The sequence below is a fragment of the Pseudogemmobacter hezensis genome (assembly GCF_013155295.1).
In the GTDB taxonomy this organism is placed as follows: domain Bacteria; phylum Pseudomonadota; class Alphaproteobacteria; order Rhodobacterales; family Rhodobacteraceae; genus Pseudogemmobacter; species Pseudogemmobacter hezensis.
Genome location: NZ_JABJXT010000024.1, coordinates 12,496 through 36,268, shown reverse-complemented (window position 1 = coordinate 36,268; position 23,773 = coordinate 12,496). Strand labels below are relative to the sequence as shown.

At 59.4% G+C, this 23,773-nt stretch carries 17 protein-coding genes and 1 pseudogene; 9 read left to right on the top strand and 9 right to left on the bottom strand.

Features of this window, described 5'->3' with window-relative positions:
* Window positions 1-1,239 precede the first annotated feature (1,239 nt).
* Window positions 1,240-1,374: pseudogene (locus HOY34_RS22495) on the bottom strand (hypothetical protein); the annotation flags it as partial.
* Between the two features lie 564 nt (window positions 1,375-1,938).
* On the opposite strand from HOY34_RS22495, the gene HOY34_RS19055 reads away from it, so the two are divergent.
* Window positions 1,939-3,837: a hybrid sensor histidine kinase/response regulator gene (locus tag HOY34_RS19055; RefSeq protein WP_216654840.1), complete on the top strand. Its 1,899-nt coding sequence runs from the start codon at window positions 1,939-1,941 to the stop codon at window positions 3,835-3,837.
* A 195-nt stretch (window positions 3,838-4,032) separates the two neighbouring features.
* Window positions 4,033-4,677, top strand: coding sequence for a response regulator transcription factor (locus tag HOY34_RS19050; RefSeq protein ID WP_172365804.1), 645 nt, complete (start codon window positions 4,033-4,035; stop codon window positions 4,675-4,677).
* A gap of 51 nt (window positions 4,678-4,728) precedes the next feature.
* Here the strand turns inward: HOY34_RS19050 and HOY34_RS19045 are convergent, their stop codons facing one another.
* The 8 genes from HOY34_RS19045 to HOY34_RS19010 all read right to left on the bottom strand — a co-directional run bounded on the left by HOY34_RS19045 (window position 4,729) and on the right by HOY34_RS19010 (window position 14,131).
* Entirely contained in the window at window positions 4,729-6,030 is a 1,302-nt protein-coding gene (locus tag HOY34_RS19045; RefSeq protein WP_172365802.1) for a BamA/TamA family outer membrane protein, read from the bottom strand.
* A 137-nt stretch (window positions 6,031-6,167) separates the two neighbouring features.
* On the bottom strand, window positions 6,168-6,623 hold the full coding sequence (locus HOY34_RS19040) for a TadE/TadG family type IV pilus assembly protein (RefSeq protein ID WP_172365800.1): 456 nt from the start codon (window positions 6,621-6,623) through the stop codon (window positions 6,168-6,170).
* A complete protein-coding gene (locus HOY34_RS22490) occupies window positions 6,620-7,180 on the bottom strand; it encodes a hypothetical protein (protein ID WP_172365798.1) in 561 nt (186 codons plus the stop codon). The genes HOY34_RS19040 and HOY34_RS22490 overlap by 4 nt, the downstream gene beginning before the upstream one ends.
* A 9-nt stretch (window positions 7,181-7,189) precedes the next feature.
* Window positions 7,190-8,494, bottom strand: a complete 1,305-nt coding sequence (locus HOY34_RS19030; RefSeq protein ID WP_172365796.1) for a type II and III secretion system protein family protein — start codon at window positions 8,492-8,494, stop codon at window positions 7,190-7,192.
* Window positions 8,495-8,629: 135 nt separating this feature from the next.
* Window positions 8,630-9,802, bottom strand: a complete 1,173-nt coding sequence (locus HOY34_RS19025) for a beta-barrel domain-containing protein (protein ID WP_172365794.1) — start codon at window positions 9,800-9,802, stop codon at window positions 8,630-8,632.
* Window positions 9,799-11,928: a type I secretion system permease/ATPase gene (locus HOY34_RS19020; RefSeq protein ID WP_172365792.1), complete on the bottom strand. Its 2,130-nt coding sequence runs from the start codon at window positions 11,926-11,928 to the stop codon at window positions 9,799-9,801. The genes HOY34_RS19025 and HOY34_RS19020 overlap by 4 nt, the downstream gene beginning before the upstream one ends.
* A 37-nt stretch (window positions 11,929-11,965) precedes the next feature.
* Window positions 11,966-13,165, bottom strand: coding sequence for a TolC family protein (locus tag HOY34_RS19015; RefSeq protein WP_172365790.1), 1,200 nt, complete (start codon window positions 13,163-13,165; stop codon window positions 11,966-11,968).
* A 72-nt stretch (window positions 13,166-13,237) separates the two neighbouring features.
* A complete protein-coding gene (locus HOY34_RS19010; RefSeq protein ID WP_172365788.1) occupies window positions 13,238-14,131 on the bottom strand; it encodes a BapA/Bap/LapF family prefix-like domain-containing protein in 894 nt (297 codons plus the stop codon).
* Window positions 14,132-14,547: 416 nt separating this feature from the next.
* Between HOY34_RS19010 and HOY34_RS19005 the strand changes: the two genes are divergently transcribed.
* From HOY34_RS19005 to HOY34_RS18975, 7 genes are all read left to right on the top strand, one after another.
* A complete protein-coding gene (locus HOY34_RS19005; RefSeq protein WP_172365786.1) occupies window positions 14,548-15,342 on the top strand; it encodes a tetratricopeptide repeat protein in 795 nt (264 codons plus the stop codon).
* Between the two features lie 338 nt (window positions 15,343-15,680).
* Complete coding sequence (locus HOY34_RS19000) at window positions 15,681-16,559, top strand: CpaB family protein (protein ID WP_172365784.1); 879 nt, start codon at window positions 15,681-15,683, stop codon at window positions 16,557-16,559.
* A gap of 524 nt (window positions 16,560-17,083) precedes the next feature.
* A complete protein-coding gene (locus HOY34_RS18995) occupies window positions 17,084-17,884 on the top strand; it encodes a CpaE/TadZ family protein (RefSeq protein ID WP_172365782.1) in 801 nt (266 codons plus the stop codon).
* Window positions 17,884-19,281, top strand: a complete 1,398-nt coding sequence (locus HOY34_RS18990) for a TadA family conjugal transfer-associated ATPase (protein WP_172365780.1) — start codon at window positions 17,884-17,886, stop codon at window positions 19,279-19,281. Before HOY34_RS18995 ends, HOY34_RS18990 begins: the two co-directional genes overlap by 1 nt.
* A 74-nt stretch (window positions 19,282-19,355) precedes the next feature.
* A complete protein-coding gene (locus HOY34_RS18985) occupies window positions 19,356-20,243 on the top strand; it encodes a type II secretion system F family protein (protein ID WP_172365778.1) in 888 nt (295 codons plus the stop codon).
* Between the two features lie 31 nt (window positions 20,244-20,274).
* On the top strand, window positions 20,275-21,138 hold the full coding sequence (locus tag HOY34_RS18980; protein ID WP_172365776.1) for a type II secretion system F family protein: 864 nt from the start codon (window positions 20,275-20,277) through the stop codon (window positions 21,136-21,138).
* A gap of 21 nt (window positions 21,139-21,159) precedes the next feature.
* The gene (locus HOY34_RS18975; protein ID WP_172365774.1) at window positions 21,160-23,640 is read left to right on the top strand and encodes a response regulator; all 2,481 of its coding nucleotides are present in this window, start codon (window positions 21,160-21,162) and stop codon (window positions 23,638-23,640) included.
* Window positions 23,641-23,773: the final 133 nt, after the last annotated feature.

Genomic DNA, 23,773 nt, shown 5'->3' with positions numbered 1-23,773 from the left:
CGAGACCGCCCCCAGAACATCGCCGGTGGTCAGACCGTTCACTGCGCCATCGAGGCCGCCGAGGACGTTCTCAAGCAGATCCTGCACACCTTCCAGGGCCTCGCCAATCAAGGCGCCTTCCTGCAGGAGGGCCGCATCAACTGCGCTGAGAACTGCGCCGAGGGCAGCTGCAACGTCCAGGCTGTCCAGAGCGCCGAGGGCTTCAGCGAGGCCAGCTGCCAGAGCTGTGGCCGCTACTGCGGTACCGCCTTCCAGATGCGGGACGAGGCCGCCGATGTCGCCGCTTGCCGGGTCGCCGCCGAGGATACCTTCGACCAAATTGGCCAGAAGGTTGCCGGCGCCAGCCAGAGGTGTGCCGTTCTCAAGCCCTTCGAGCAGAGCCGCGAGCCCGTCTTCGACGCTCGACACCAACTGGTCAAGCGAGTCTCCGGCGGTGTCGAGCAGGCCATTCTCGCCGCCCAGAACGGTTGCAACCGTTTCGAGCAGAGCATTGACCGTCTGGTTGACGTCGGCATTGCCGAGGCCATTCAGAGCGTCGCTGATGCCGGCCAGCAGGGCTGGAGCGATCGTGCTGACACCTTCGAGAACTTCGCCAAGAACCGAGTTCCCATCGCCATCGCCGTCGCCATCGCCGTCGCCATCGCCGTCGCCATCGCCATCGCCGTCGCCATCGCCGTCGCCATCGCCATCGCCATCGCCGTCGCCATCGCCGTCGCCATCGCCATCGCCGTCGCCATCGCCGTCGCCATCGCCGTCGCCATCGCCGTCGCCATCGCCGTCGCCATCGCCATCGCCATCGCCGTCGCCATCGCCGTCGCCATCGCCGTCGCCATCGCCGTCGCCATCGCCGTCGCCATCGCCGTCGCCATCGCCGTCGCCATCGCCGTCGCCATCGCCATCGCCGTCGCCATCGCCATCGCCGTCGCCATCGCCATCGCCATCGCCATCGCCGTCGCCATCGCCGTCGCCATCGCCGTCGCCATCGCCGTCGCCATCGCCGTCGCCGTCGCCATCGCCGTCGCCAGGCGCGGCATCGCTGCTGCTCGACGAGGCAAGGACCCCGACGCTAGCCAATGCGGCTGCGCCAAGCGCGATCATTTCTTCATTGGCCATGCCCGCGCCAATACCGTCGACAGCTTCTTCGACGGTTTGCGAATTGCCATCAACGCCGCTGAACGTGCCATCTTCATAGAGAAGACGGCTTACTTCGCCATTCGGCCCTTTGACGAAAAAGTCAGTGATAATGATGCTCTTGCCGTCGACCAGCCGAACAACCAGGTTGTCGCCCTCCCGGACGAATTTTTCTACCTGGTCCTGCCGGGCTGTGATCCGGAAGTCAGTGGGCTTGTCAGCGTTGATGCGAATGGGTCCCATCGTTCTTCGTCCTAGATTGTTTTGTTAAGTTTGTTGGATCAGGCAGCGCGTTCTGCGCCCGCTGTCTCATGGATGTGCTGCGGCCCACTTCCGACAATTGCGGCCCCCAGAACCGCAGCACATCCCGCCCCTTGGGCAAGGATAAGGGCGAGCCACCAGCTGCCGCCCAAAGCAAAGACAACCCCGGCCACCAGGGCTTCCGTAAGGATCGCGAGAGTGAGTATCAAAATTATCATCTCATCATACCCGTGGTTGATTATGGCATCTTAGGGGTTATCAATACACTACGAAAGTATGTATGATTGATATTGGGGCGGTATGTCAATCAGGATGACGCCCAGGGCCGAAACCCGGGTTCTCCTGTTGCAATTGGCTTGTTTGCAGTTTCCCCGCTCTGGTGTGCTGCTTCGGGAAATCGCCTGTATCCAGGGCTTCCAGGTTGTGCGTTTAGTAGCAAAACAACCCTGGGAAGAACGGTGTTTCCCACTTACGGAAACAATTGCCCCCTTGTTCTTCACTATATCGCTGCAAAATGCCGCCGGGTGCCAGGCTATGATTTGCAGAATGAGCCGTGATGCACCACCTTCATCAGATCTTAAGGAGCATGATGTGATTCTTCCCAAAGCGGTGCACCAGTCGGGACAGACGAAGTCGGATGCTGACGGTGATCTTCTTGATCTGCTTGCTGCAGTTATTGCGACCGATGGCCGCGCGACGGCCGTATTCGCGGAAAATGGGGCTCTGCTGCTTGCAAATGCGACTGCCGGGGCGGCTAAAGTCTCGCAATGGCACAGGTTCGGGCGGTCCGCCGACTGGGCGAGTTTGCGCGATGCGGCCAGAACGGGAGGAAGCTGTAGGGTCATCCCGGGCGATGGCGATACGGCCGATCTGCATTTCGTTCCGGCGGAAACCGGGCAGGCCCGTTATTATCTTATGCGCGTCACGGGGGAGGAGGCCTCTGCCGAAGAGCGTTCACTCGCAGAGCGTATCACTGATATGGCCCATGATCTTCGCGCGCCTCTGCAGTCGCTTATCATTGCGGTGGACAGTCTCGCAGACAGCAAAACGCAGGATGGGCGCGAGGCTGAGCTGGGCGCACTTGCACAGCTTGCGATTGATCAGGTCGCCAATCTGCTGGAAACGGTGCGGATGGAGGGGGTATCGGCAGACACGGAGCCGCAGGTGGACTTCGATCTGGTGGCCCTTGTGCGCGATACGGCGCGATTACTGGAGCCGATTTGTCAGCGAAGCAAAAATTTCATCGTTACAGAGCTCCCCGATGGCGAGGCCTGGTATCGGGGACCACCACATTTGTTGCGCGCGATTTTGCAAAATCTGATCACCAACGCTAACCGGTTCAATGTGCACGGGCCGATCACTGTCAGGCTGAAGATCGCGGCCACGGAAGGCCGTTTTGAAAGCCTCGTCACGCTTGAAGTTGAGGATGTCGGGCCGGGCCTTTCGGAGGCCGAGCAGAAAATTGTGCTCAATCCCGGTGCCGGCGGTCGCGCCATGTCACATGCCAGCAAAGACGGTTACGGGCTTGGGTTTGGTATTGTTTCCCGTGCCGTCAGTCGTCTGCGCGGTCGGATTGAACTGGGGCAGGGCAAAGAACGCGGCGCGCTTTTCCGTATCACCTTTCCTCTCTCGGTTGGACATGTGCGCGCGGGTCAAGCGGGAGACAAGACCACGGGCAATCCCGAAATCGTCAGCCTTGCCGGCCTGAGGATCCTCGTGGTCGAGGACAACCCCGTCAATCTGGCCATTCTCTTGCAGACTTTGACCGATGCCGGCGCCGAAGTCGAAGGCGTGGTCAACGGCATGGATGCGCTGCTGCGGGTCAAGGCAAGACGAGATCAGATTGATGTTGTGCTCCTGGATGTCACCTTGCCCGATATTGACGGGATTGAGGTGGCACGCCAGATCCGCAGCGAGGAAGCAGCCGGTGCACATCTGCTGATTGTCGGTCTCACGGCGCATGTCGGCTCGGTTATTCACGGATCTTGCCTCGCGGCCGGTATGGATCATATTCTTATCAAACCCGTGCGCCCGTCAGAGCTGCGCCTCGCGCTCAGGGATGCGAAAGCAGGGACACGGCCCCGCCAACAGGCCATGGACAGAATGCAAACCCCGGATGCCATGCTTAACAACAGTCTGGTCCTTGAGCTGAGCGATGAGATGGGGCGGCCTGCGACGCTGGCCTTCATGCAGCGCGCATTAGATGAAGCGCGGGAGGTCTTTGCTCTGGCCCGCAGCGCGGAGAACCCTGAAAATCTGCGGGCGCGGATCCATTCGGCAATAGGCTCGGCGGGTCTTACCGGGCTGTCGGGGATCGAATATGCGCTTCGCCGCCTGCAGATCAGCGCCCGGGAGGGGGCCTGCGATATGGCAGCGCTGGATCTTGCGGAAGAGATGTCGCATAGTACAGAAGTGCGGCTTGAGCAATTCCAGGCAGAAAGCTGACAGAGCCACCAACCATAAGTCATGGTTCCCAGGCAGGAGTCTGCAACTCTGACGGTAACATGTGTTTTCTGACCGCAGGTGCAGACTTCTGGCTTAAAGTCTTGACAATACCCACTTATGAGCATGAGAAGTTTAGGCAATCTATCAGATCGTAGCAGTTTGGCGCCGATAAACTGACAGGGCAACGAGGGAGATATGATGAGTCAAGAGAAGCCGGAATCAGCGCCCCTCAGCGTGCTCATCGCAGATGATCATACTCTGATCCTCGAAATCATAGGTCTCATTCTTGAGGGGACTCCGGATATCAGACTTACCACTGCGATTTCGATCGATGGCACGCGAGAGCAGCTGAAGAAAAACGGCGAATTCGATCTTATCCTGCTGGACCTTGACATGCCGGGCATGAACGGCGTTGAAACGCTGAAGGAGATCACCGCCCTGAATGCCGGGCGGCCCGTCGGCATCATCACCGGCGGCCCGACGCCCCGTGTTGTCGAGGAGATGACCAGGAATGGCGCGGCGGGCCTGGTCCCGAAGACCACCTCGATGAAAAGCCTGACAAATGCCATTCGCTTCATGGCCGCGGGAGAGCGCTACTTCCCCCTTGAAGTGATCCAGGAAAACAAGGCTGCACAGAGGGCATTCGAGTCGCCGCTTTCCGGCCGCGAGGTTTCGGTGCTAAATCTGCTGGCCGATGGTATGCCCAATCGCGAAATCGGCGACAGCCTCGGGCTTGCAGAGGCTACGGTCAAAATGCATGTGAAATCCATTTGCCGCAAACTGGGTGTCACGAACCGGACCCAGGCGGTGATTCAGGCCCGCAATCTGAAACTGACATGAACGCACTGCTCCAGTGCTGCGGCCAGGACGGTGCGCAGCACTGGAATGCCATCAGAAGGATGTGCTGAAGCTCATCCCAAAGCTCTGGCGGTCGTCACCATCCTGATAATCGACCGGCTTCGCGACAAAGAGCGAAACAGGGATATTGCCCAGATCCAGTGTCAGCGAGAGGCCGACCGAGCTGCGGACATGTCTGCTGTCATCGATCCGGCCGCCCAACGTATCATCCAGACCCCACGCAGAACCGATATCTGCGAAAATGCCGACCCGACCGGTGGTGCCGAACAACTCGTCAACTTCGCGCTGCAATTCAACGCTGGTCACATAGTAATTATTGGCGCCCACGAACCAGTCGCCATCTTTCGGGCCAAGGCCGCGCGGGGCAAAACCCCGGAAATCGGCACCCCCGATGAAGAAACGATCCACCGCGCGGGTATTATGCCCGCTCTGGCCAGAAACGATGCCGCCGCGAAGCCCAACCAGCAGCGAGGTCTGTTCTGCCAGAGCAAAGCGCGCATCGGCCTCGATCCGGGTCTCATAGGTTTTCTGGTCGGTGCCAAGGCCCCAGACATACTGGTCCAGCGAGAGCGAAAGGCCGGTCACAAAACCAGTTCCGCCATTTTCAGCCGGATTGGATGTATAGCTGACACCGAGGCGGGCATAGGGTGCGTCAATCACGCCGGTTTCGCGGCCGAAAAGCACGCTCGACCCCGCCACAACATCCGTCATTTCGTCGCGCCGATAGCCGATGCCGAGTTCCGCACGACCACCTTTGGCAAAAGGCAACGCCAGATAGGGCTCGATCAGCACCCGTTTCGAGGTGAAGCCCTGATCGCTGTAGCTGGTTTTACGCATCTCGGTATCAAGGCCGAAATCGAAGTTGCCAAAAGCTTCTGCGCGATAGAGCGATGTGCGGAAAGACTGGACCTCTTCCGCAAAGCGCAAATCAATGGAGCCGAAGGAGCCCGGGAACAGGTTATAGCGTTCAAAGTACGTGTTGATGGTCGCGCCATCACGGCTGTCGTAAGCCAGCCCTGCTTCAATACGGCCGGGGCGATCATTCAGCTCGCTGACCTCGACCACAAGGGTGGTGCCTTCGCCCCGAACCTCGACGCTGCGGAACTGACCACTGCTCATCAGGCATTCCTGAACCGCGCTCATATCGGAACTGTCGTATTCCCCGGCAACGATCTCACAGGCGGCCGCAATGTCACCCGCTGGAATGAACTCGCTGCCCCGGACTTCAACCGCCGAGTAGGGACGTGCCTGAAGGGTGCCAACAAAAACCGCCCCCGCAGCGGCCGCGAACAAAACAGCAGATGCGGCACGGTGCCGGGTCAGGAAGACAGCCATTGGATAATCCCTCAGTGGCAGCTGAAGATAAGGTCAAGAATCCGGCAGAGGATTCTCTCGATCCGAGATCAGATAGCGCAACCGTGCGTTGACTGCACCCGATTCCTGCCCCTTATCGTGTGCAAATCAGCATGCCATCAGAGTTTGATCGTAGAAACGCGGGTAATGATCCCCAGATCGACTCCGAACGTCTGCCCAAGTGACTGAACGAAGCTTCCCGCGAAATTATAGGTCACCTGCACGGTGATAAAACCATTCGCATCAGGAGCATCAGGGCAGGGCAGGACCGTCAGATCTGCCGGATCAAGCAGAACGGATTGCCGGACAAGAGCATCCATCAGAACTGCGTCATTTGCGAGCGCCTGGCAGACATCGGCAGGGGGCGTTGCGCGGCTCAGCTGACCAACGGTTTGCCGTGCCAGCTCATGGGTAAGCTGCTGCACATCGCTTGCGGTCGCAATCAGGAAGCTCACGAATACAATGAGAAACAGAAACGCCAGGATCAGAGGGAAGATGATCACGAATTCAATGGTGATCGCGCCATCTTCGCGCTTCGCCCATGCGATTGCGGTTCTGAAGATCCCTTGTTTCACGGTGTCAGCCCGGTTTGTGGATTGGTCACGGATGGCAGATATCGCGCTCCCTTGTCTGGCATGAATGTGTCTGCGGGATGCGCGATCATCGCTGCCAGATTTCTGGCGGTCGCACATCCGGTCTCGCCGGGGCCGCCTTTGCAATTCACGTTAATGCCGGTCACCCGAACCACCCGAATAATCCCCTGGGGTTCTGAGCGGGGCAATTCGCGCAGATCGTCGTCCTGGATAAAGCGGACACGGGCAGGGTAGGCCGCAAAAATCTGGCTAAGCGTTTTTCGCCTGCCGGCATCGCGTTCTGGCAGCCGGTTCTTCGGCACCGAGACCACCAGGGTATCCTGGCTGGTCAGGCCCAGCTTATCGAGAAAAGCGCGTATTCGCTTTTGTTCCGCCCCGCCGATTTCGGTCGAGCAGGACAGGAAGGAATAGGGCAGAATCGCTTCATGTGTTTGCGGCGAGAGGCGCTCGGTCGGTGACTGTGGCAATGTGGATCCACAGGCGGCCAGAAGTCCTGCCGTCAGTAAGGGGGCGAAGATGCGGGCGAATCTGATCTGCACTGTCCGTTCCTATTGCAGCATGAACCCGCCCCGACGGACCTTTGACTGGCCCTTTTCGCCGGGACGGATGGTCTTGCTCATTTGCCCGGTAACAAGTTGCTCAATGGCGCCGCTTGCGGGTTTCACTTCGTCTACAGGGGTGCGCAGATTGTCCGGGCTTGTAGGTTTGACCAGATAGGGGGTCACGATAATGACCAGTTCGGTCTCGCCTTTTTTGAAGCTTGAGGATCTGAACAGCGCCCCAAGGATCGGAAGATTGACGAGGCCGGGAATACCGCTCAGCGATTGTGCGGTATCAGCCTGGAACATGCCGGCAATGGCAAAGCTCTGACCGCTGCCTAGTTCAACCGTGGTTGTTGCGCTGCGTTCGGAGAGGGCGCGGCCATCCTCAGAGGAATTGGCCTCGTCGACTGCGCGCACCCTTGTGTTGATCTGCAACTGGATCTGGTTCTGATCAAATACAGTGGGGGTGAATTCCAGCTCGACACCGATGGATTCGAAGGTGGTCGTGATCTTTCCGTCTGCATCGGTATTTCTGTACGGAATACGACCCCCCGCGAGGAACGTCGCTGCCTCGCCCGAGCGGGCGGTCAGATTGGGTTCGGAGAGGATCGTGACCAGCCCGTTGCGGGCGAGGGCATCCAGCACCAGATTGATATTCCGGGATCCGGCCCCGACGCTCAGATCGACGCCGCCGGGGCGCGTCGAGACGCGCGGCTGGCCCGGTTCACGGGATGTGAGGCTGAGGCCGAGATCCTCGCTGATGGTGCGGGAGACTTCGGCGATCCGAACCTGGAGATTGACCTGCGACGCGGCCTCCACTTCAAGTCGGTTGACGATGATCGCACCATCGCCGAGCAAAGCTGCCACCACATCGGCCGCGGTTTCGGCATCGTCGATGTTGCGGACACGCCCACTGAGGAAAATTGCCCCCTCGATGGTTTTCACTGAAACCGAGCCACCGCTGATCGAGCTCTGCGCAGCCGAGGCAAGCCGGGCGGCATCGATCCCGACGGAAATGGTGGTGCTGAGAATCTGCTCATCATTCTCTCCCAGCACGAAGAGATTGGATTCACCGATATTCCGGCCCACGATATAGAGATAGCGCGCTGATTGCAGATCGATCTCGGCAACGTCCGGATTGGAAAGAAAAATAGCAGTTGCCGGTTGTTCCAGCTTGATGAATTTTGCTTCCGATACGTTCAGGGACAGCCCGCCGCGTCCGGCGCTCCAGACTTCCTGTGCAATGGCGGGTGCCATATTGGTTGCGGCGAGAAAGAACGACATCACGGCCGCGAGTCCTTTGCCTGCCATAGATCATTCTCCCCATCGTCGCGCTAATACGCTGCATTCTGTCTGAGTAAGTTCGCCACAGCGCGATACGATAATACCATAACGAGTTAGTCTGCAGGATAACAAATACCACAGGTTGTATCTACTGCAATCCAGTCAGCGCAACCGAGCGCGCAAAATTGGTCTGGTCAGATAGCTGAGCACCGAACGCTCGCCAGATTCAATATCGACCTGGGCCACCATACCCGGACGGATTGGCAGTTCCTCACCGTTGCGCTCCAGATAGCTTTTCTCGGTGGTGACCATCACACGATAGAAAGCCTGGACGCCGTTCGCAGTTTCCTCTTCGACCGTATCACCGCTGATCTGCGATACGGTGCCGCGCAGATCGCCATAGATCGAGAAATCATAGGCGGTGATTTTAACGCTGGCCGGCATGCCTGGCGCGATAAAGGCCACATCCCGCGGGGAGATCTTGGTCTCGATCATCAGTTGGTCATCGACGGGGGTGACTTCCATGATGGATTCCCCGGGTTGAACAACGCCGCCCAGCGTGGTGATATTGACGTTATTGACGCGGCCGGAAACTGGCGAGCGGATTTCGGTGCGATCCAGCTGATCCTGTTTCTGGATCATCTGCTGTTCCAGCACCACAAGCCGGCCCTTTTTCGTGACCAGATCGCGGTAGGCTTCCTGCACATAGTTATTGCGCAACTCGCTGATCCGGCCCTGCAATTCGGCCTCCTGCTGTTGCAGTCGCAAGAGGTCGACCTTGCTGACCGACCCCTGTTTCGCCAGCGGCTCGGTGATATCGATCTGCCCGACGATTGCTGCGCGCTCTGCTTCGGCGGCGCTGATGGATTCATTCAGCTTGGTCCGCCGGGCCTGGAACAGTCTCAGCTCATTGGCGCGCGCCTCACTATCGGCTGCGCCGCTGAATTCAATCCTGTCGCTTTCCATCACCTCGGCTTCGAGCCGCGCAATCTCGGCCTGGAGCGTATCGATCTCAGCCGTGGTTTCCAGATAGGCCGAGCGGAACCGTGTGGCATCTATCCGGGCAATGATCTGTCCTTCCTGGACGATATCCCCCTCATGCACCAAAAGCTCTGACAGGATCCCACCCTCAAGGCTCTGGATTGTCTGCATCCGGCGCAGCGGAACCACGGTTCCATCGCCTCGGGTGATCTCATTAATCTGCGCGAAAGCGGCCCAGAGCACGGCAATCAGCAAAGAGGCCGACACCACCCAGACCGTATGGCGCGCGGTCACCATGGATTTGCGGCGGAAGCTGCCGTCGAGATAATCGGGGCTGAAATCCGTCTGGGTCATTTGACAGCCTTCACCTGTTGGGTCGAAGAGGCGCGCGCCAGATCCATGATCTTGCCGAGCGCATCATCATGCGCAATCGCGCCATCCTTCAGCACAACCGCACGTTCGGTCAGCGCCAGCAATTCCCGCTTATGCGTTGCGATGATCGCAGTCCGGCCTTCGAGCCAGGTTTTCAGGAACTGAACCACATGCTGTTCTGTCACATGGTCAAAGGCGGCGGTGGGTTCATCCAGGACTACCACGCGCGGATCCTGCAGAATGATCCGGGCAAGGCCGATGGCCTGGCGTTGACCGCCCGAGACATTGGCATTGCTGTAAAGCGCCATATCGAGGCCGCGCACATGGCGGCGCACATGGCGGCCAAGCCCCACAGCGTCCAGCGCCTCAAAGAGTTCTTCATCGCTGTGAAGGCCATGATCGAGCTGAAGATTTTCGCGCAGTGTGCCTTGGAAGAGCGCCGCACTTTGCGGCAGATAGCCGATCTGGCGGCGGCGGTCGATCGGATCGATCTGAGCCAGCGAGAGGTTGTCCAGCAGGATCGATCCCATTGCGGGATCGGTCAGCCCCGCAATCAGGCGCAGGAAGGTCGATTTGCCCGCCCCATTGCCGCCTAGCAGCGCGATATGTTCACCCGCCCGGATGGTGAGGCTCTTGATGTTCAAAACCTCGCCGCTTTCTTTGTCATGGGCATAGGTGGCGTCCGTGACCTGATAGCTGCCTGCAATCTCCTGGGCGCGCAGGTAGTGGCGGTTCGCCGGGCGTTCGACCGGCATTTCCATGATCTGATCGAGGTTGTCCATCGCGGCACGAACTTGCTGCCAGCGGGTCAGCAGCCCCGCAACCTGGCCCAGCGGGGCAAGCGTGCGGCTCGTCAGGAGGGTGCAGGCGATCAGGCTGCCGGTGGTCATGCTGCCGGCAGCGATCTGGTAGACGCCCACAACCACCACAAGCCCATAGCAGATCTGCTGCGTCGATGCGGCAATCTGCATGAGGAACGTGGTCTGCTCGCGGGCCCTGACGCCGGTTTCCGCCATGGTTGCCGTCAGCTGCACATAGGCGCGGTGAAGCCTGCCCTCGGCCCGCGCCGCCTTCACCGTCTCAAGATTGGAGACCGCCTCCAGCAGGAGGCCATTCAGCGCGGCGCTTTCACGGGTGTTCTGCCGTGACAGTTTCGCCAGCCTGCGCTGCATCAGAAGGCCCGGCCCCACCATCAGCGCCCCGCCGAACAACACCACAAAGGCAACTGGCCCGCCAATATAGGCGATGATGCCGACAAAAATCAGCACGAAGGGAATATCGCAGATCGCTGAAGCGGTGCCGGAGGTGAAGAACTCGCGCACCGTGGAGAAATCGCGGACCTGGTTGGCGAAAACCCCGGTCGAGCGTGGCTGATGCGAGAGCCGCAGATTGGCCACATGGTCAAACAGCCGCGCCGAAAGCGTGAGATCAAGATCACGCCCCGAAAGGTCAATCAGCCTTGCCCGCATCATCCGCAGCACGAACTCCAGCAAAATCGCGAGGCCGACTCCGCTTGCCAGGATCCACAGGGTATCAAAGACTTGGTTCGGCACGACACGGTCATAGACCTGCATCGAGAACATCGCGGTGGAGACCGCCAGCAGCGAGGCCACAAAGCTCGCCAGGAAAACGTCCCGGTAGATGGACATATTTCCAAGCACGGCGCCGATGATCCAGTGCCGTCGGTCCGGATCGGTCTCTCCCAGCCGCTGCGAGACCACGTCGACCGGTTTTGATGCAAGGAAACGGCCGCCATAGACCTCTTCCAACTCGGCCCGGCTTTTATGGGTCCGACCGCCGCCCGTCTCGGGCAGCACAAGAACAGCGCTGGTCTCATCCAGCTGCTCCAGCAGCGCGACCTCATCATCCTTGCCGAAAACAAGGACAGGAAGGGCTTCGGGTGGGATTGATGAGAGCGGGCCAAAGGCAATCCGGCAGCTCATGTTCACGCGGCGCAGGGCGCGGGCGCTTGCAGTTATGCTGAGCCCGCCGTGGGCCTCACGCGGCAGGCCGTCGCTGAGGCGCTCGACCGAAGCCGCAATGCCATGTGCACGACACAGCTCTATAAGGCCGAGAACAAGCGCATCCTTGTTGTCGCTGGCAGCCATGATTTCCCGCCTTAGTGCTGGAGGTCCTTGCCGTCGGTCAACGCGTACCAAACAAAAGAGATCCTAACATACCAACGGAGTGTGCGGCAGCATATTCCGTATGTTTGCGTTCTTTGTATGTCTCAATTTTGTCCATTTCGGCTTCGTAGTGATCGCGGCCTGTCGTCAGAAGGTCGATCAGCTCTCGTTTGCCGGCGATGAACTGCTGCTCATAGGCCTCAAGAACCTCTGCCGCCCGGTCAAGCTGGCGCTGTTGCGAAGCCTCATTGCCTTTCAGAACGCGGATCTGTTCGACATAGACGCGAACGGTGTTCTGCAGGTCGCGCTCTGCCGCCTTCAGCCGGGATTCCGCAGCGGCCTTGTCCTGTTCGGCTGCAACAACGGCCCGCCCGCTGAAACTGCTGGAATTCAGGTCAACGCCAGCGGTGATTCCCACCGCGCCACTGCGTCCACGCCCGCCGGTCAGGTCCTGGCGCCCCTGTGCCTGCAGGGTGATTTTCGGCTTGTTCGAGGCCTTGGCCGCCTTGATCCCCTGGAGGGCAATATCAAGGTCGGCCTTTGCTTCGACATAAGCCGGGGCGATGACGACAGCGGAAATGATTTTGGCGCTGGAGGAGAACTGTTCTGTGAAGGCAAGGTCAGGGGGGGTACCGGGATTGACCACCGGCTTGCCGAGCAGGAACTCCAGCTGAGACAGGGTGATCATCCGATCCGCCTGCAGCTGCGTCATCCGCTCTTCCGCGCGGGCGATTTCCAGCAAGGCGCGGGCGATCTCCGCACTGTCAGACAGACCCGCGGAAACGCGGCTCCGCGAGAAGCCCTCAATCCGGTTCGCAAAATCGATATAATCCTGCGTTTTCGAGATCTTGAGATCGAGGGTCTCCAGCTCCAGATAGAGCTCGGAAATCTCGAGGCTAAGATCTTCGACTGCCATTTTCAGCTGCGCGACCACTTTGATACGGCTCAATGAGGCGGCTGCGATCTTGCTTTTGACGAGCCCCCAGTCGATCAGAACCTGCGAGACGGTGACCGTCAGCGCCGGGTCGTCATCGGTTGTGCTGGTCGCTCCGGAAACGCTGAGCTGCGGCCGCTTGCCGTCTTTCGCGATCTCTATATTGGTCGTCTCGCGCGCAACGGCGTGTTGCAGCGCTTCGACCGTCGGGTCGCGTTCCGTCCCGATCCTGACCGCTTCTTTCAGCGACTGGGCCAGAGCTGGTGCCAGCGGAAACGCCCCCACAAAAAAGGCAAGGACTCCGAGGCGGGCATGTCGAAAGGAGGGCAGAGCAAGGGCCATGAGCAAAGGTGCCGATCAGCCTTCCGGCGGGGTGTAGGTCAGATCACCCAGCAGTGCCGAAAAGAGATCTGAACCGGCGCTGCTGTCATGAAGACTGCCGCCATCCGCCGTGTCGGTGAGAAGGGCCACCGGCGCGTCAGAGCTTTCGCTTGCGAAGAGATCGCTCTCTGTGGCCTGCTCATCGAGGATAGCGGTGAGGAGGTCCGCAATATCTGGATCAACAGTCGTCATGTCTTCACCCGTTGTCCGCTGATCCACGGCAACCGTTTCGTCAGCTTCAGAGGAAGGCTCTGGTGACGGGTCGGACGTAACTTGAGGCGTGTCCAAAGCATTGTTGTCGTTATTGGCGCGCAGCATCACCGCGACTGCCGGGATCATCGCAGCTCCGAAAACGGCGCGATCCAACGCTATCCCGGCGAAGAATCCGGGTCCACCCGCGCCCTCGGGTGAGGCCCCACCCGACGAACCGGCATCTGCAGCAGAGCCCGCTGCTTCGCCGGAATCAACGTTCACATCGATGACCGTTTCACCGTCTCGAAGGGCGACCGAAGGTGTCGTAGTCTGAGCCTTCTGCTCAACCTCCGCAACGGCGGTCTGTGGTGTGGCTTCCGGCGGGACAAAGGGTTCCGGCGCAATCAGCCCGGTGACTTCGATCGCGCCGGCAGATCCCCCATCACGCAGACGGCTGTATTCCCCGGCGGCACCGATGACGAAGAAATCCCTGATCACGACCTCCTGGCCGTCAAGGAGAGTGACTTTCAGATCCGCGCCCGACTTCTCGTAAAAGGCGACTCCCGCCGCACCGCTTCCGAAATAGACGTCAGAAGGCGTGGTGAGCCGAATATCGTTAGAAACACTGCGTGTGGCAGCACCGGACTGGCCGCTTGCCATCGAAAAGATCTCAACCATAGGTATGGCCCTCCGGGTATTTTGTCATTGGCATAGGTCAGTCGGTCGATTCCCGCAATGCCATATAGATAGCCGGACAGGCAGGCTTTCCACCCCGGTTCAAAATGTAAAAGGGCTGCCGCACAGGGCGGCAGCCTGAAGTCGAAAGCAGTAAGGCGGTTCTGCTTTCGGTAGATGCACTGATTACCAACACCGACGGTTCGGTCATCTGTGTCTGATACATTTCAGAGGCCGACGCCGCGACACACAGCTGATTCTGCCCGATTCAGCTTCACTTTCACCCGTTTAACACATACGTAAGGGTATATAAAGTATCTAGAGTATGTATTTCGTATCGAGGAATGCAAAATTCATCGATACGAAGAGATGGACGTGTTGCGATCCGGCTACTAAACCTATGGTGGAATGACAAAGTTATGAGGGCGGAGATGGTTTCTCGCTTGGCTGCGATTTCGGCCCTTCTGGGCGCCTTGCTTATGGTCTCGGGGTGCAGTCTGCCAGCAGCTGTCAACACGCAACCAAAAGGAGAAACCGAACAGGTGGCTGAAGCGGCCTGGTCCGTTAGCGATTACGAGGAATCAGCCCGCCTGTTCGAGCTCGCCGCAGCAAGGGACCCGCAATCTGTGACCGCTCTGGTCGGGCTTGGGAAATCCTACACCGCTTTGGCCCAGTACAACCGGGCGCAGAATGCGCTCTTCCGGGCGCGAGAGCTTAACCGGCGCAATCCTGAGGTTCACAATCAGCTCGGCAATCTTGCGCTCCAGGAGATGCATCCCAAAACCGCTATCGAACATTTCGACGAGGCGCTGCGGCTGGACCGCACCAATCTCGCGGCCCTCACCGGCAAGGCGGTTTCGCTCGACTATCTCTCACGCCATGCAGAAGCGCAGGACGTCTATACGCGCGCTCTTCAGACCTGGCCGACCAACTTCCCCCTGCTCAGCAATTACGCGCTTTCGCAGGTTCTGGGTGGCAGCATCGGCTCCGGGACAAGGCTGATGGAGGAGTTGCTGCGCGACCCGGGGCGTGGGGATTCCGTCCGTGCAAATCTGGCGATTGCCTACGCGCTTGACGGTCGGTCCAGGGATGCGAGGGCAATGTTGTCGGGCCTGATGTCTGACGCGGATATCGAGGCGAGCCTGCGCCACTACGCGGCAGCGAGGCAGGACTATCTCGCAGGAAAACCGATCGGATACATGATCTTTCAATAGGATACGGTTTGCCGGTCCACTGTTTAGTATGTATATGGGATCCGTTTGAGAGAAAATTAGTTCGAATGGATGTTCTTACTCTCGCGGGGAATTCGGGGTGGCCAAGTGAGCAGGGCAGTAAGATTTGTGGTCGGCCAGGGCGGCGCCGTCGGCGTGGACTGGTTGGTGATGAGTGCTGCGGCATTTGCCGTGGCTGCTACTGCAGGAGGGGTTCTGAACAGCGGGGTTGTGGGCCTTGCGTCGGAAAAGCTGACCCAGATCTTTGCTGAGGCAGTTGACGAAGTCGGGAACGAAACCGCAGATAGAGAAATCAGCTATACTCAGGGTTGTATTGGACCATGCATGTCAAACTCGCCGCACTGATCGCTGGAGGAATTGTCCTGGCACTCGGCGGGGCGTTCGGTACCTTTCACTATACGAGGGCGCTAGAGCTCGAGCTTGCCTCTGCCCGCAGCAGTTTGCGCGCCTTTGGTGAAACCGTCGAGGTTCCGCTGGTGGCGCGCGACATCGCTCCTGGCGCTGTGGTGAGCGGGGAGAGCTTTGTCACGGCGAAAATTCCGGCGAGCTATCTGCCTGCAAATGTGCTGCGCGCATTGCCGGGCGTCGAAGCAGAGGAAACCCTCGTGGCGTTGACCACTCTGAAGGCCGGAAACGCGCTTTTCGACACAGACATCGCGCTGTCCGGCACATCCCCGCGAGGTGTGCTGATGCCGGTCGGGAACAGCCGGATTTTTGCGATTTCACCCCGTAATCTTGCGGATTTCAGTGGTCAGCTTGCAGAGGGTACCCGGGTCGATATTGTCTGGACCCAGAATATCGGGGCCGGGAAGTCCGAGACCAGGCTTCTGGCAACCGGCTTGCGTGTCAGAACACCGATGGTTGACCAGCAGTCTTCCGGGGCAGTTTCGGCGCTTGCTGACAAGCTCTTGCTGGAAGGTGATTTCACGGATGCCATTCGCGGTGCTGTAGCAAATCACCAGGCCGGTTTTATGAATATCATCCTCTCGGATGGCAGCCGCAGCCTTAACAGTGATATTGTGGTGATTGGCCCGACTGATCTTGAAAAGCTGCCGCTGACGATGCGGGGTTCCGACATCCAGGATGTCTCTGGCACCTCCATCATCGGCAAAATTACCGGCCAGAGCACAAGTCGCGAACGCTGCCCGACAGCAGTCATCCGCGGCGGATCCAGATCAGTATCTGAGGTTCCATGCTGAGTAAGTCTCCGGTCCCACAGGAAATGCGTATCTGCTCCATCTGCGATGGCATCGATGCCGTGATGCTCTTTGCGGCATGGTTTGCCCGCCTTCCGGCAGGAGTGGTGCGCACGGACCTGTCGATGTCCGAGGCGCTGGACCATCTGCAGCAGCTTCGGGATGAACGCTTCGATTCTGTTGTTCTGGTTCCGAATGCTGGCAAAACAGCCCTGCCACGGCTCTTGCAGGCGCTTGTCGAAGAGGCGGGCCGCCATAGCGGCGAAGTGCTGGTCCTGCTGCCGCACAGATCCCGGCTGAAGGTTCCCGTGGGGGCCCATCAGGGACTGAAGATCCTTTACGGGCCGCCATTTACCGACACAGCCCCCGAGGACCTGCAGGAGGCCCAGTCTGACCCGGGCACGGAACCGACAGGGGATGGCCCCCGGCGATCTGGTTCTGCATCGGGGCTCTGGCAGCGCATACTGGCGCGCAAAGGGACGCGCGACTTGCGCCCTGCGGCTTCCTCAGACACTGTTGGTCCGACCGTGACGCGTGAGCTGCCGGGGGACCTGAAAGCCATCATGGTGCTTCCGGTCTGTGGCGGGGCCGGCACGACGACAATCGCGGTCAATCTGGCAGTGGAGCTGGCACAGGCCCGTCAGGACCACTCGGTCTGCCTGATTGATCTGAATTTGCAATATGGCAATGTCGCAACCTATCTGGGTCTTGCGACCAATGCGCGCATAGTCGACGCCTATCGTGGCATCGATACCCTCGATTCAGACGCCTTCGATATGTGTCTGCGCAGCCCGATGCCCAACCTGCATGTCTTCTCGGACCCGGGTGAAATTCTTCCGGTAGACGGGATTGGCCCCAGGCATCTGCAGCGCATTATCAGGCTTGCCCGCAGCAAGGCGGACCTGGTGGTTGTTGATCTGCCGCATCAGGTGCTGGACTGGAGCGGGGCCGCGTTTGACCTGGCCTCGGTTATTCTGACCCCTGCCTTGCTTGATGTGCGTTCGGCGCAAAATCTGGCCAAGCTGCAGGAGCTTATCCGCTCCGAAGGCTTACCGGCCAGCAAGTTCCACTGCCTGCTAAACCGTGCGCCCCTGCGGCGGTCTAAACTATGGGAAGACGCCCGCACACGTTTTGAAAAGGACAATGAGTTCGGCGTGTTCAAAACCCTGCCGGAGGGCGGGGAGCCTGTTTCCATGGCCTGCAACGCAGGCGTTCCTCTTGGCACCCATGCGCCCGGCAATCCGTTTCGACTGGCGCTGAGCGAACTGGCGGCGGAGATCCTGACCAGGGCCGGTCCACGCGAGCTGCCCGCAACGGAGGCTGGCTGATGTTTCAGAAATTTCGCGACAGCATACTTGCGGATCAAAGCGACGCGCCTCAGCAAAGACCGGCAGGCCATGTGCCGACGGGTGCTGCGCTGCCTGCCGAATTCCCCACGGAAGAGCATCAGGCCGCACGCCAGCGGCGCCGCAAACTGGCCGAGATCCGGCAGCAGGCGCATCAGCAATTGCTTGAGGTTCTGAACCTTTCCGCGCTGGTCCAGGCCTCCGAGGCCGATATCAAGGCTGAAATTGCCTCGGTGCTGAAATCGGTCATCCCCTCGCAAAGCGTTGCCGTCAGCCGCTCGGATCGCGACAGCCTGGTCGAGGAGCTCTATTACGAGGTCATGGGGCTTGGGCCGCTGGAAATCCTGCTCAATGATGAGACGGTCTCGGATATTCTCATCAATGGGCCGGAACAGGTTTTCATCGAACAGGGCGGGCTGCTGGAGCTGACCGATGTCCAGTTCCAGGATGAGGCCCATCTGCGGCGGATCCTGCAAAAGATCGTTGGTATGGTCGGGCGGCGGCTGGACGAGTCGACCCCATATGTCGATGCCCGGCTGCAGGATGGGTCGCGGCTGAATGCGGTGATTTCTCCGATTGCGCTGGATGGCACGCTGGTCTCGATCCGCAAATTCCGCAAGGACAAGCTCAGCCTCGACCAGCTGACCTTCCTTGGCGCGATGAGCGAGAAGATGTCGACTTATCTGCGCGCTGCCGTGGCCTGTCGGCTGAACATCGTGATCTCGGGCGGCACCGGTTCGGGCAAGACCACGCTGATGAATGCGCTTTCGGCCTATATCGGTAAGCGCGAGCGGATCATCACCGTCGAAGACACCGCCGAGTTGCAGCTGCAGCAAAAACATGTCGGCCGGATGGAAAGCCGCCCCCCCAATATCGAGGGCAAGGGCGCCGTCACGCAGCGGGATTGTCTGCGCAATGCGCTCAGGATGCGGCCTGATCGGATCATCGTCGGCGAGACGCGTGGCGATGAGGTGATCGACATGCTGCAGGCGATGAATACCGGGCATGATGGCTCAATGACGACGATCCATGCCAATTCGGCCCGCGATGCCACCAGCCGGCTTGAAAATATGGTCGCCATGGCCGGGATCGAGATCCCGCTGACCGCCCTGCGCCGCCAGGTCGCCAGCGCAGTCAATCTGATCGTGCAGGTCAATCGCTTGCAGGATGGCAGCCGCAAGGTCACGTCAATTACCGAGGTGACCGGCTGCGAGGGCGATGTCCTCACCATGCAGGAGCTGTTCTATTTCGAGCATACCGGTGTCACGCCTGACGGCCGTGTCGAGGGACATTTCACCGCAACGGGGATCCGCTCCGCCTCTTCCGACCGTTTCCGCCGCTGGGGGATCACTCTGCCACCCGATCTCTACGGGGTGTGATCATGGGCCTTGCTCATATTTTCTCGCTCTTGATCGGGGCAGGGCTTGGGCTGCTGGCCGCAGCGCTTTACTATATGCATGTGCTGCGTCATCGTGCCTTTCTGCTGGCCGTTCTAGAGCGCTTTTCCGTCAGGCCTCCAAAGCCCGCGGATGATCCTGTTGCGGATCATATTGCCCTGCGCCGCAATGAGACCCCAGCCCGATGGCGCCATCTGCTGCCCGGCAACTGGCACGACGTCAGCATGGCCGCCTTCACTGCCGAAATGCGGCGGATCGGGCTTGTCTTAACGCTGACCATAACGACGCTGGTGATGATTTTGTTCAACACGCTGTTGAACATCAATATTTTGCTCGGCGCGGCCGCAGGGCTGCTGCTCTCGGGCATCGTCTGGTATTTCTGGGTAAAGATGCGCAGCAATAAACGGTTGCTTCGCATTGAGGAATCCGTGCCCGAGGCGCTGGATATGATCGTGCGCTCGCTCCGGATTGGTCTGCCCGTCAGCACCGCGTTGCAGGTGGCCGGGCAGGAGCTGACAGGCCCGCTCGCCGATGAGTTTTCCGAAACCTCGCGCCGTATCAGCTATGGCCAGGAGCCGGTGCGCGCGCTGCGCGAAATGGCAGAGCGTTGCCGGAACCAGAGCCTGCGGTTTCTGGCGGCGGCAGTGGCCCTGCAGGCCGCGACCGGTGGCAATCTGGCCGAGGTGCTTGAACGCCTCTGTGCTATTGCTCGCGGGCGGCAACAGTTGCAGCGCAAAGTCCGCTCGATCACTGCCGAGGCGAAATGGTCGGGTCGGTTCCTGTCCTTTTTCCCGATCGGCGCAACCATCATGCTGCTTTCTATCAACCCGGATTATTTCTCCGAGATCTCTAACAAACCCTTCTTCATTCCGATGCTCTGCGTCGTGGCAGGCCTGTTGTTCATGAACATCCTGTTCATGCGCTGGCTTGTGAAGATCGAGTGAGGCTGGTGACCGGGATGGCAAGGGGTATTGCATGAATCTAATCAGCTCCTGGATCCTGCTGGGAAGCTTCATCGGCTGCGCCGTGCTTTTTGTGCTGGCTCTACTGAGGCTGCAACGCGCGCCTGCGGTGCCGGTGGCTGCGTCTGAAAAGCCTGTTGCGGACGTTCCGCTTGTCGTGGCGGATCCTGAGCCCGGCAATTCTGACCTGCGAAGGCAGCTGTTTCAGGCCGGCATACGGCATCCAAAAGCGGTGCGCTGGTATCTCTACGCCAAGGTCGGCCTGGCGGTTTTCGCTCTGCTGTGCGCCATTATCCTGCTTGGAACGGTGCCCAGGCTGCAGGGTCTGGAGCCTTTGGAGCGACTTGGGTTTCAGATGATCTTGGCCGTCCTGGGCTACTTTGTTCCGATCATGGTCGTTGAAAAGCGACGTAAGGCCTGGCTGAAGCGGATTGAAATCGCGCTGCCTGATGCGCTTGATTTTATGTTGATCTGTGTTGAGGCCGGACAGTCTACTGATGTTTCCGTGATGCGAGTCGCCGAAGAACTTGCGCCCGTTCATCCCGAACTGTCCGCCGGTCTCGTGACATTGACGGAATCTCTGGCTGCCGGAGCGGACCGCCAGGAAGCCTGGCTCAGGCTGGCTTATGAGACCAGCAATGACGATCTTCGCCAGCTCGCAAATATCATTCTGCAATCTTCGAGCATGGGCACGCCTGTCGCGCAGACCCTGCGCGTGTTCAGCGCGGATCTGCGCGACAGGCGGGTCCGGAAAATCGAAGAGCGCGCCAATGTGCTGCCAACCAAGATGACGCTTGGCACGATGATGTTCACTGTCCCGCCCCTTCTGATCCTGCTGCTGGCCCCGGCCATCTATCGGATTGTTTCTTCCTTCTGATCTGGAATGCAGAGCCGCCACATGCCCATGCAGATGAAGCAAATCAGCCGCCCCAGGTTCCGCTGGGTGTCCGCAATTTGCCTGTTCCTGACACCCAGTCTTGGCGCCCAGCTGGTATTGGGCGGCCAGTCGGTGCCTGGCACCCAGGAACTGTTGCTGTCGAGCGTGATGATCTGGTCGGTCATCGTCCATTTTGTTCTGGCCGGGCTCTTTGTCGGGCATGGCCGTGTGCTCGGCATTCCTGCGATAGTGGCCTCGCTCTTCGCCCTCCTGCTCTTGCCGGGGATGCCCTTGATGAGTCGCTTCACCTTTCAGGAAGCGACGCCCACGTCTGTCACAGCTCTCATGGCCGCAGTGTTTTTCTGGGTTGCCGGTATAGGAGCGGTTCTGGTCAGTCGGGCGGCCTGGGCCCTTATTCCGGCGCGGCTGGGTGGTTTTAGCCTCGTGCTGCGCAATCCGGTTCATCTGACGGTGACGGCGCTGGTTCTGGCTTGCTGTTTCCTGCTCGTCAACTCCCTGCACCCGTTGATCTATGGTGAGGCACCAAGGCTGGCTTCAGTTTCGACAGCTTTTGCTGGTGCAATCTATGCTCTGACCGCTTCCGCGCTGGCGCTGCAGGGGATCGAGGTGCTGCGCGAAGAAGACTCTGACAGTCGGCCCGCACCCCTCATGGTGGTTCTTGCCTTTCTGGGCGCTCTTGGTACCCTTGCCTTTGTCGTGGCCCTGCCAGATCTTGCGCCTGTTGGTCAGATCGGCGGGGTCGGAACGGTGTTGCTGACCGCCGCTCTGGCCAGCGTCGTCCTATTCCGCAGGCCTGCTTTATTGCTCTGGGCAGGTATATTGCTGACCGCTGCGACCATGGCCTTCAGTGCGTCACAGGCTGCTGGCGGCCCGGTTCTTGAAACCATCTTTCTGGCCCTGTTGATTGCCGTCCTTTTCAGCATCGGGCAGCCAGCCGCAAGCGGCAGCGATCCTGCAGGAGAGGTAGGGCGCCCGCCGCTGGCTGTGATACAGGGCTTCAACAAGGCCGCCCAGGCCTGGATCGTCCGCGTCAATCTCGAGGAGCGGGCCCTGCGCTTTGCCGGCGGTTCGGGCGAGAGCCTGGGCTATGGGGAGCTCGCCCGGTTCGACGAAGTTTTTTCCGGCTCGGACTTCTCAGGTCTCATCGACCTGGTTCAGATGCTGCGCAGTGATAAAACGCGACCATCGGCCCCTGTCACAATTCAGCTGACCCGTGGCGGCAAGGGCCAGGAGAAAAGTAATACGCCGCGCCTTATGACCTTTGAGGCACATTTGCTGAGCATATCGTCCCCCAATGCCTGGATTGCCCTTGTCAGCCAGGAGCGGGAAAAGGAACTGTCCAGCCGGCTTGCCCGTTACGAGCAGCTGCTCGGTGAAGCGATCCTGCGCGAAGAGCGCCTGCTTTCTATTGCCTCACATGAGCTGCGCACGCCGATCGCGATCCTCTCGATGCTCGGAGAGGAGCTGAAATCCGGCACCGACTGGGAAGATGTCGGCGCGGGGTTCGAGCGGACCCTTGACCGGATTATTGCAATTCTCGATGACCTCCGGGCCGGGAGTGGCACAGGAGGAGGCCATCTGGCAAATACCGGCTTTACCCTGCGTGAAATGGCGCAGCAGGTTCTGGACATCTTTTCGACAGCTGCCGTCAGCAATGGCATCACTCTGCGTTTCACCTCCGGCAAAGACAGTGACACGCTTTTGCAAAGCGATCACAACCGGGTCTTCATCGCATTGTCAAAATTGGCGCATAATGCGATCATCCATTCCCGGGGTCATGAAGTTGTCATTAGTGCTTTCGTGACCAAAGGAGCCGAGGACGAGCGTATCGTTACATGGCAGGTAACCGATGATGGCATCGGAGTTGATCCAGGCCGGCATGAACAGATTTTTGAACCATTCGAATCCAGTACTGACAATCCTGAAGAACGGCCCGGACTCGGGCTTTATACCGCCCGCAAAGCAATTCGGCTTATGGGCGGCGAGCTTACTCTGACTGCTAACGGTAATGGCAGCCGGTTTGTCCTGACCCATCCGGCCCGGATAGCGCGCCCCCTGGTGCAGCCGGCGCAGAAGGTAATAACGATGAATGACATCACTCCGGTCTATGAAGGTCGCAGTGTCCTGCTGGTAGAAGACAACAAGCTGGTCGGTGAAATCACCGCGACCAGACTGCGCAAGCTGTTCAGCCGGGTTGACTGGGCAGAGAGCGGTGATGCCGGGCTTATGCTGTTCCGTGAAAACAGGTACGACATGGTCGTAGTTGACCAGCTGATGCCGGGCCTGATTGGCAGCGAGCTGGTGCGTGAGATTCGACAAACCGAAAAAACCATGCCGGTTATCGGAATTACGGCCTCGACGATGGGATCGGAATGTCGCGATCTGGAAGAGGCGGGCGCAAATTATGCGCTCGAAAAGCCCCTCAGCTTTGGGCAGCTCAAGAGTCTCGCGGAAGAATTTTTTGGTGATGCGGCAGGGTAACGGCGGCCGGCTGCCCGGAGAGGGCGGATACCAGTGCCTGAGACGGGATACCTGGCTCGTTAATTAAGCTTAAAGTTGTATTTTTAAGTTTTACAGATAACATTCGTCGTGGGGGCGTAAATGTCATGGTTCG

What these genes read in the sequence shown, in the direction of transcription:
- HOY34_RS18990 (WP_172365780.1), top strand. Translation starts at nt 17,884, where the DNA reads ATGTTTCAGAAATTTCGCGACAGCATACTTGCGGATCAAAGCGACGCG.
- HOY34_RS19005 (WP_172365786.1), top strand. Translation starts at nt 14,548, where the DNA reads ATGAGGGCGGAGATGGTTTCTCGCTTGGCTGCGATTTCGGCCCTTCTG.
- HOY34_RS19030 (WP_172365796.1), bottom strand. Translation starts at nt 8,494, where the DNA reads ATGGCAGGCAAAGGACTCGCGGCCGTGATGTCGTTCTTTCTCGCCGCA.
- HOY34_RS19025 (WP_172365794.1), bottom strand. Translation starts at nt 9,802, where the DNA reads ATGACCCAGACGGATTTCAGCCCCGATTATCTCGACGGCAGCTTCCGC.
- HOY34_RS19010 (WP_172365788.1), bottom strand. Translation starts at nt 14,131, where the DNA reads ATGGTTGAGATCTTTTCGATGGCAAGCGGCCAGTCCGGTGCTGCCACA.
- HOY34_RS18985 (WP_172365778.1), top strand. Translation starts at nt 19,356, where the DNA reads ATGCATGTGCTGCGTCATCGTGCCTTTCTGCTGGCCGTTCTAGAGCGC.
- HOY34_RS19000 (WP_172365784.1), top strand. Translation starts at nt 15,681, where the DNA reads ATGCATGTCAAACTCGCCGCACTGATCGCTGGAGGAATTGTCCTGGCA.
- HOY34_RS19050 (WP_172365804.1), top strand. Translation starts at nt 4,033, where the DNA reads ATGATGAGTCAAGAGAAGCCGGAATCAGCGCCCCTCAGCGTGCTCATC.
- HOY34_RS19020 (WP_172365792.1), bottom strand. Translation starts at nt 11,928, where the DNA reads ATGGCTGCCAGCGACAACAAGGATGCGCTTGTTCTCGGCCTTATAGAG.
- HOY34_RS19055 (WP_216654840.1), top strand. Translation starts at nt 1,939, where the DNA reads ATGAGCCGTGATGCACCACCTTCATCAGATCTTAAGGAGCATGATGTG.
- HOY34_RS19045 (WP_172365802.1), bottom strand. Translation starts at nt 6,030, where the DNA reads ATGGCTGTCTTCCTGACCCGGCACCGTGCCGCATCTGCTGTTTTGTTC.
- HOY34_RS18975 (WP_172365774.1), top strand. Translation starts at nt 21,160, where the DNA reads ATGCCCATGCAGATGAAGCAAATCAGCCGCCCCAGGTTCCGCTGGGTG.
- HOY34_RS18980 (WP_172365776.1), top strand. Translation starts at nt 20,275, where the DNA reads ATGAATCTAATCAGCTCCTGGATCCTGCTGGGAAGCTTCATCGGCTGC.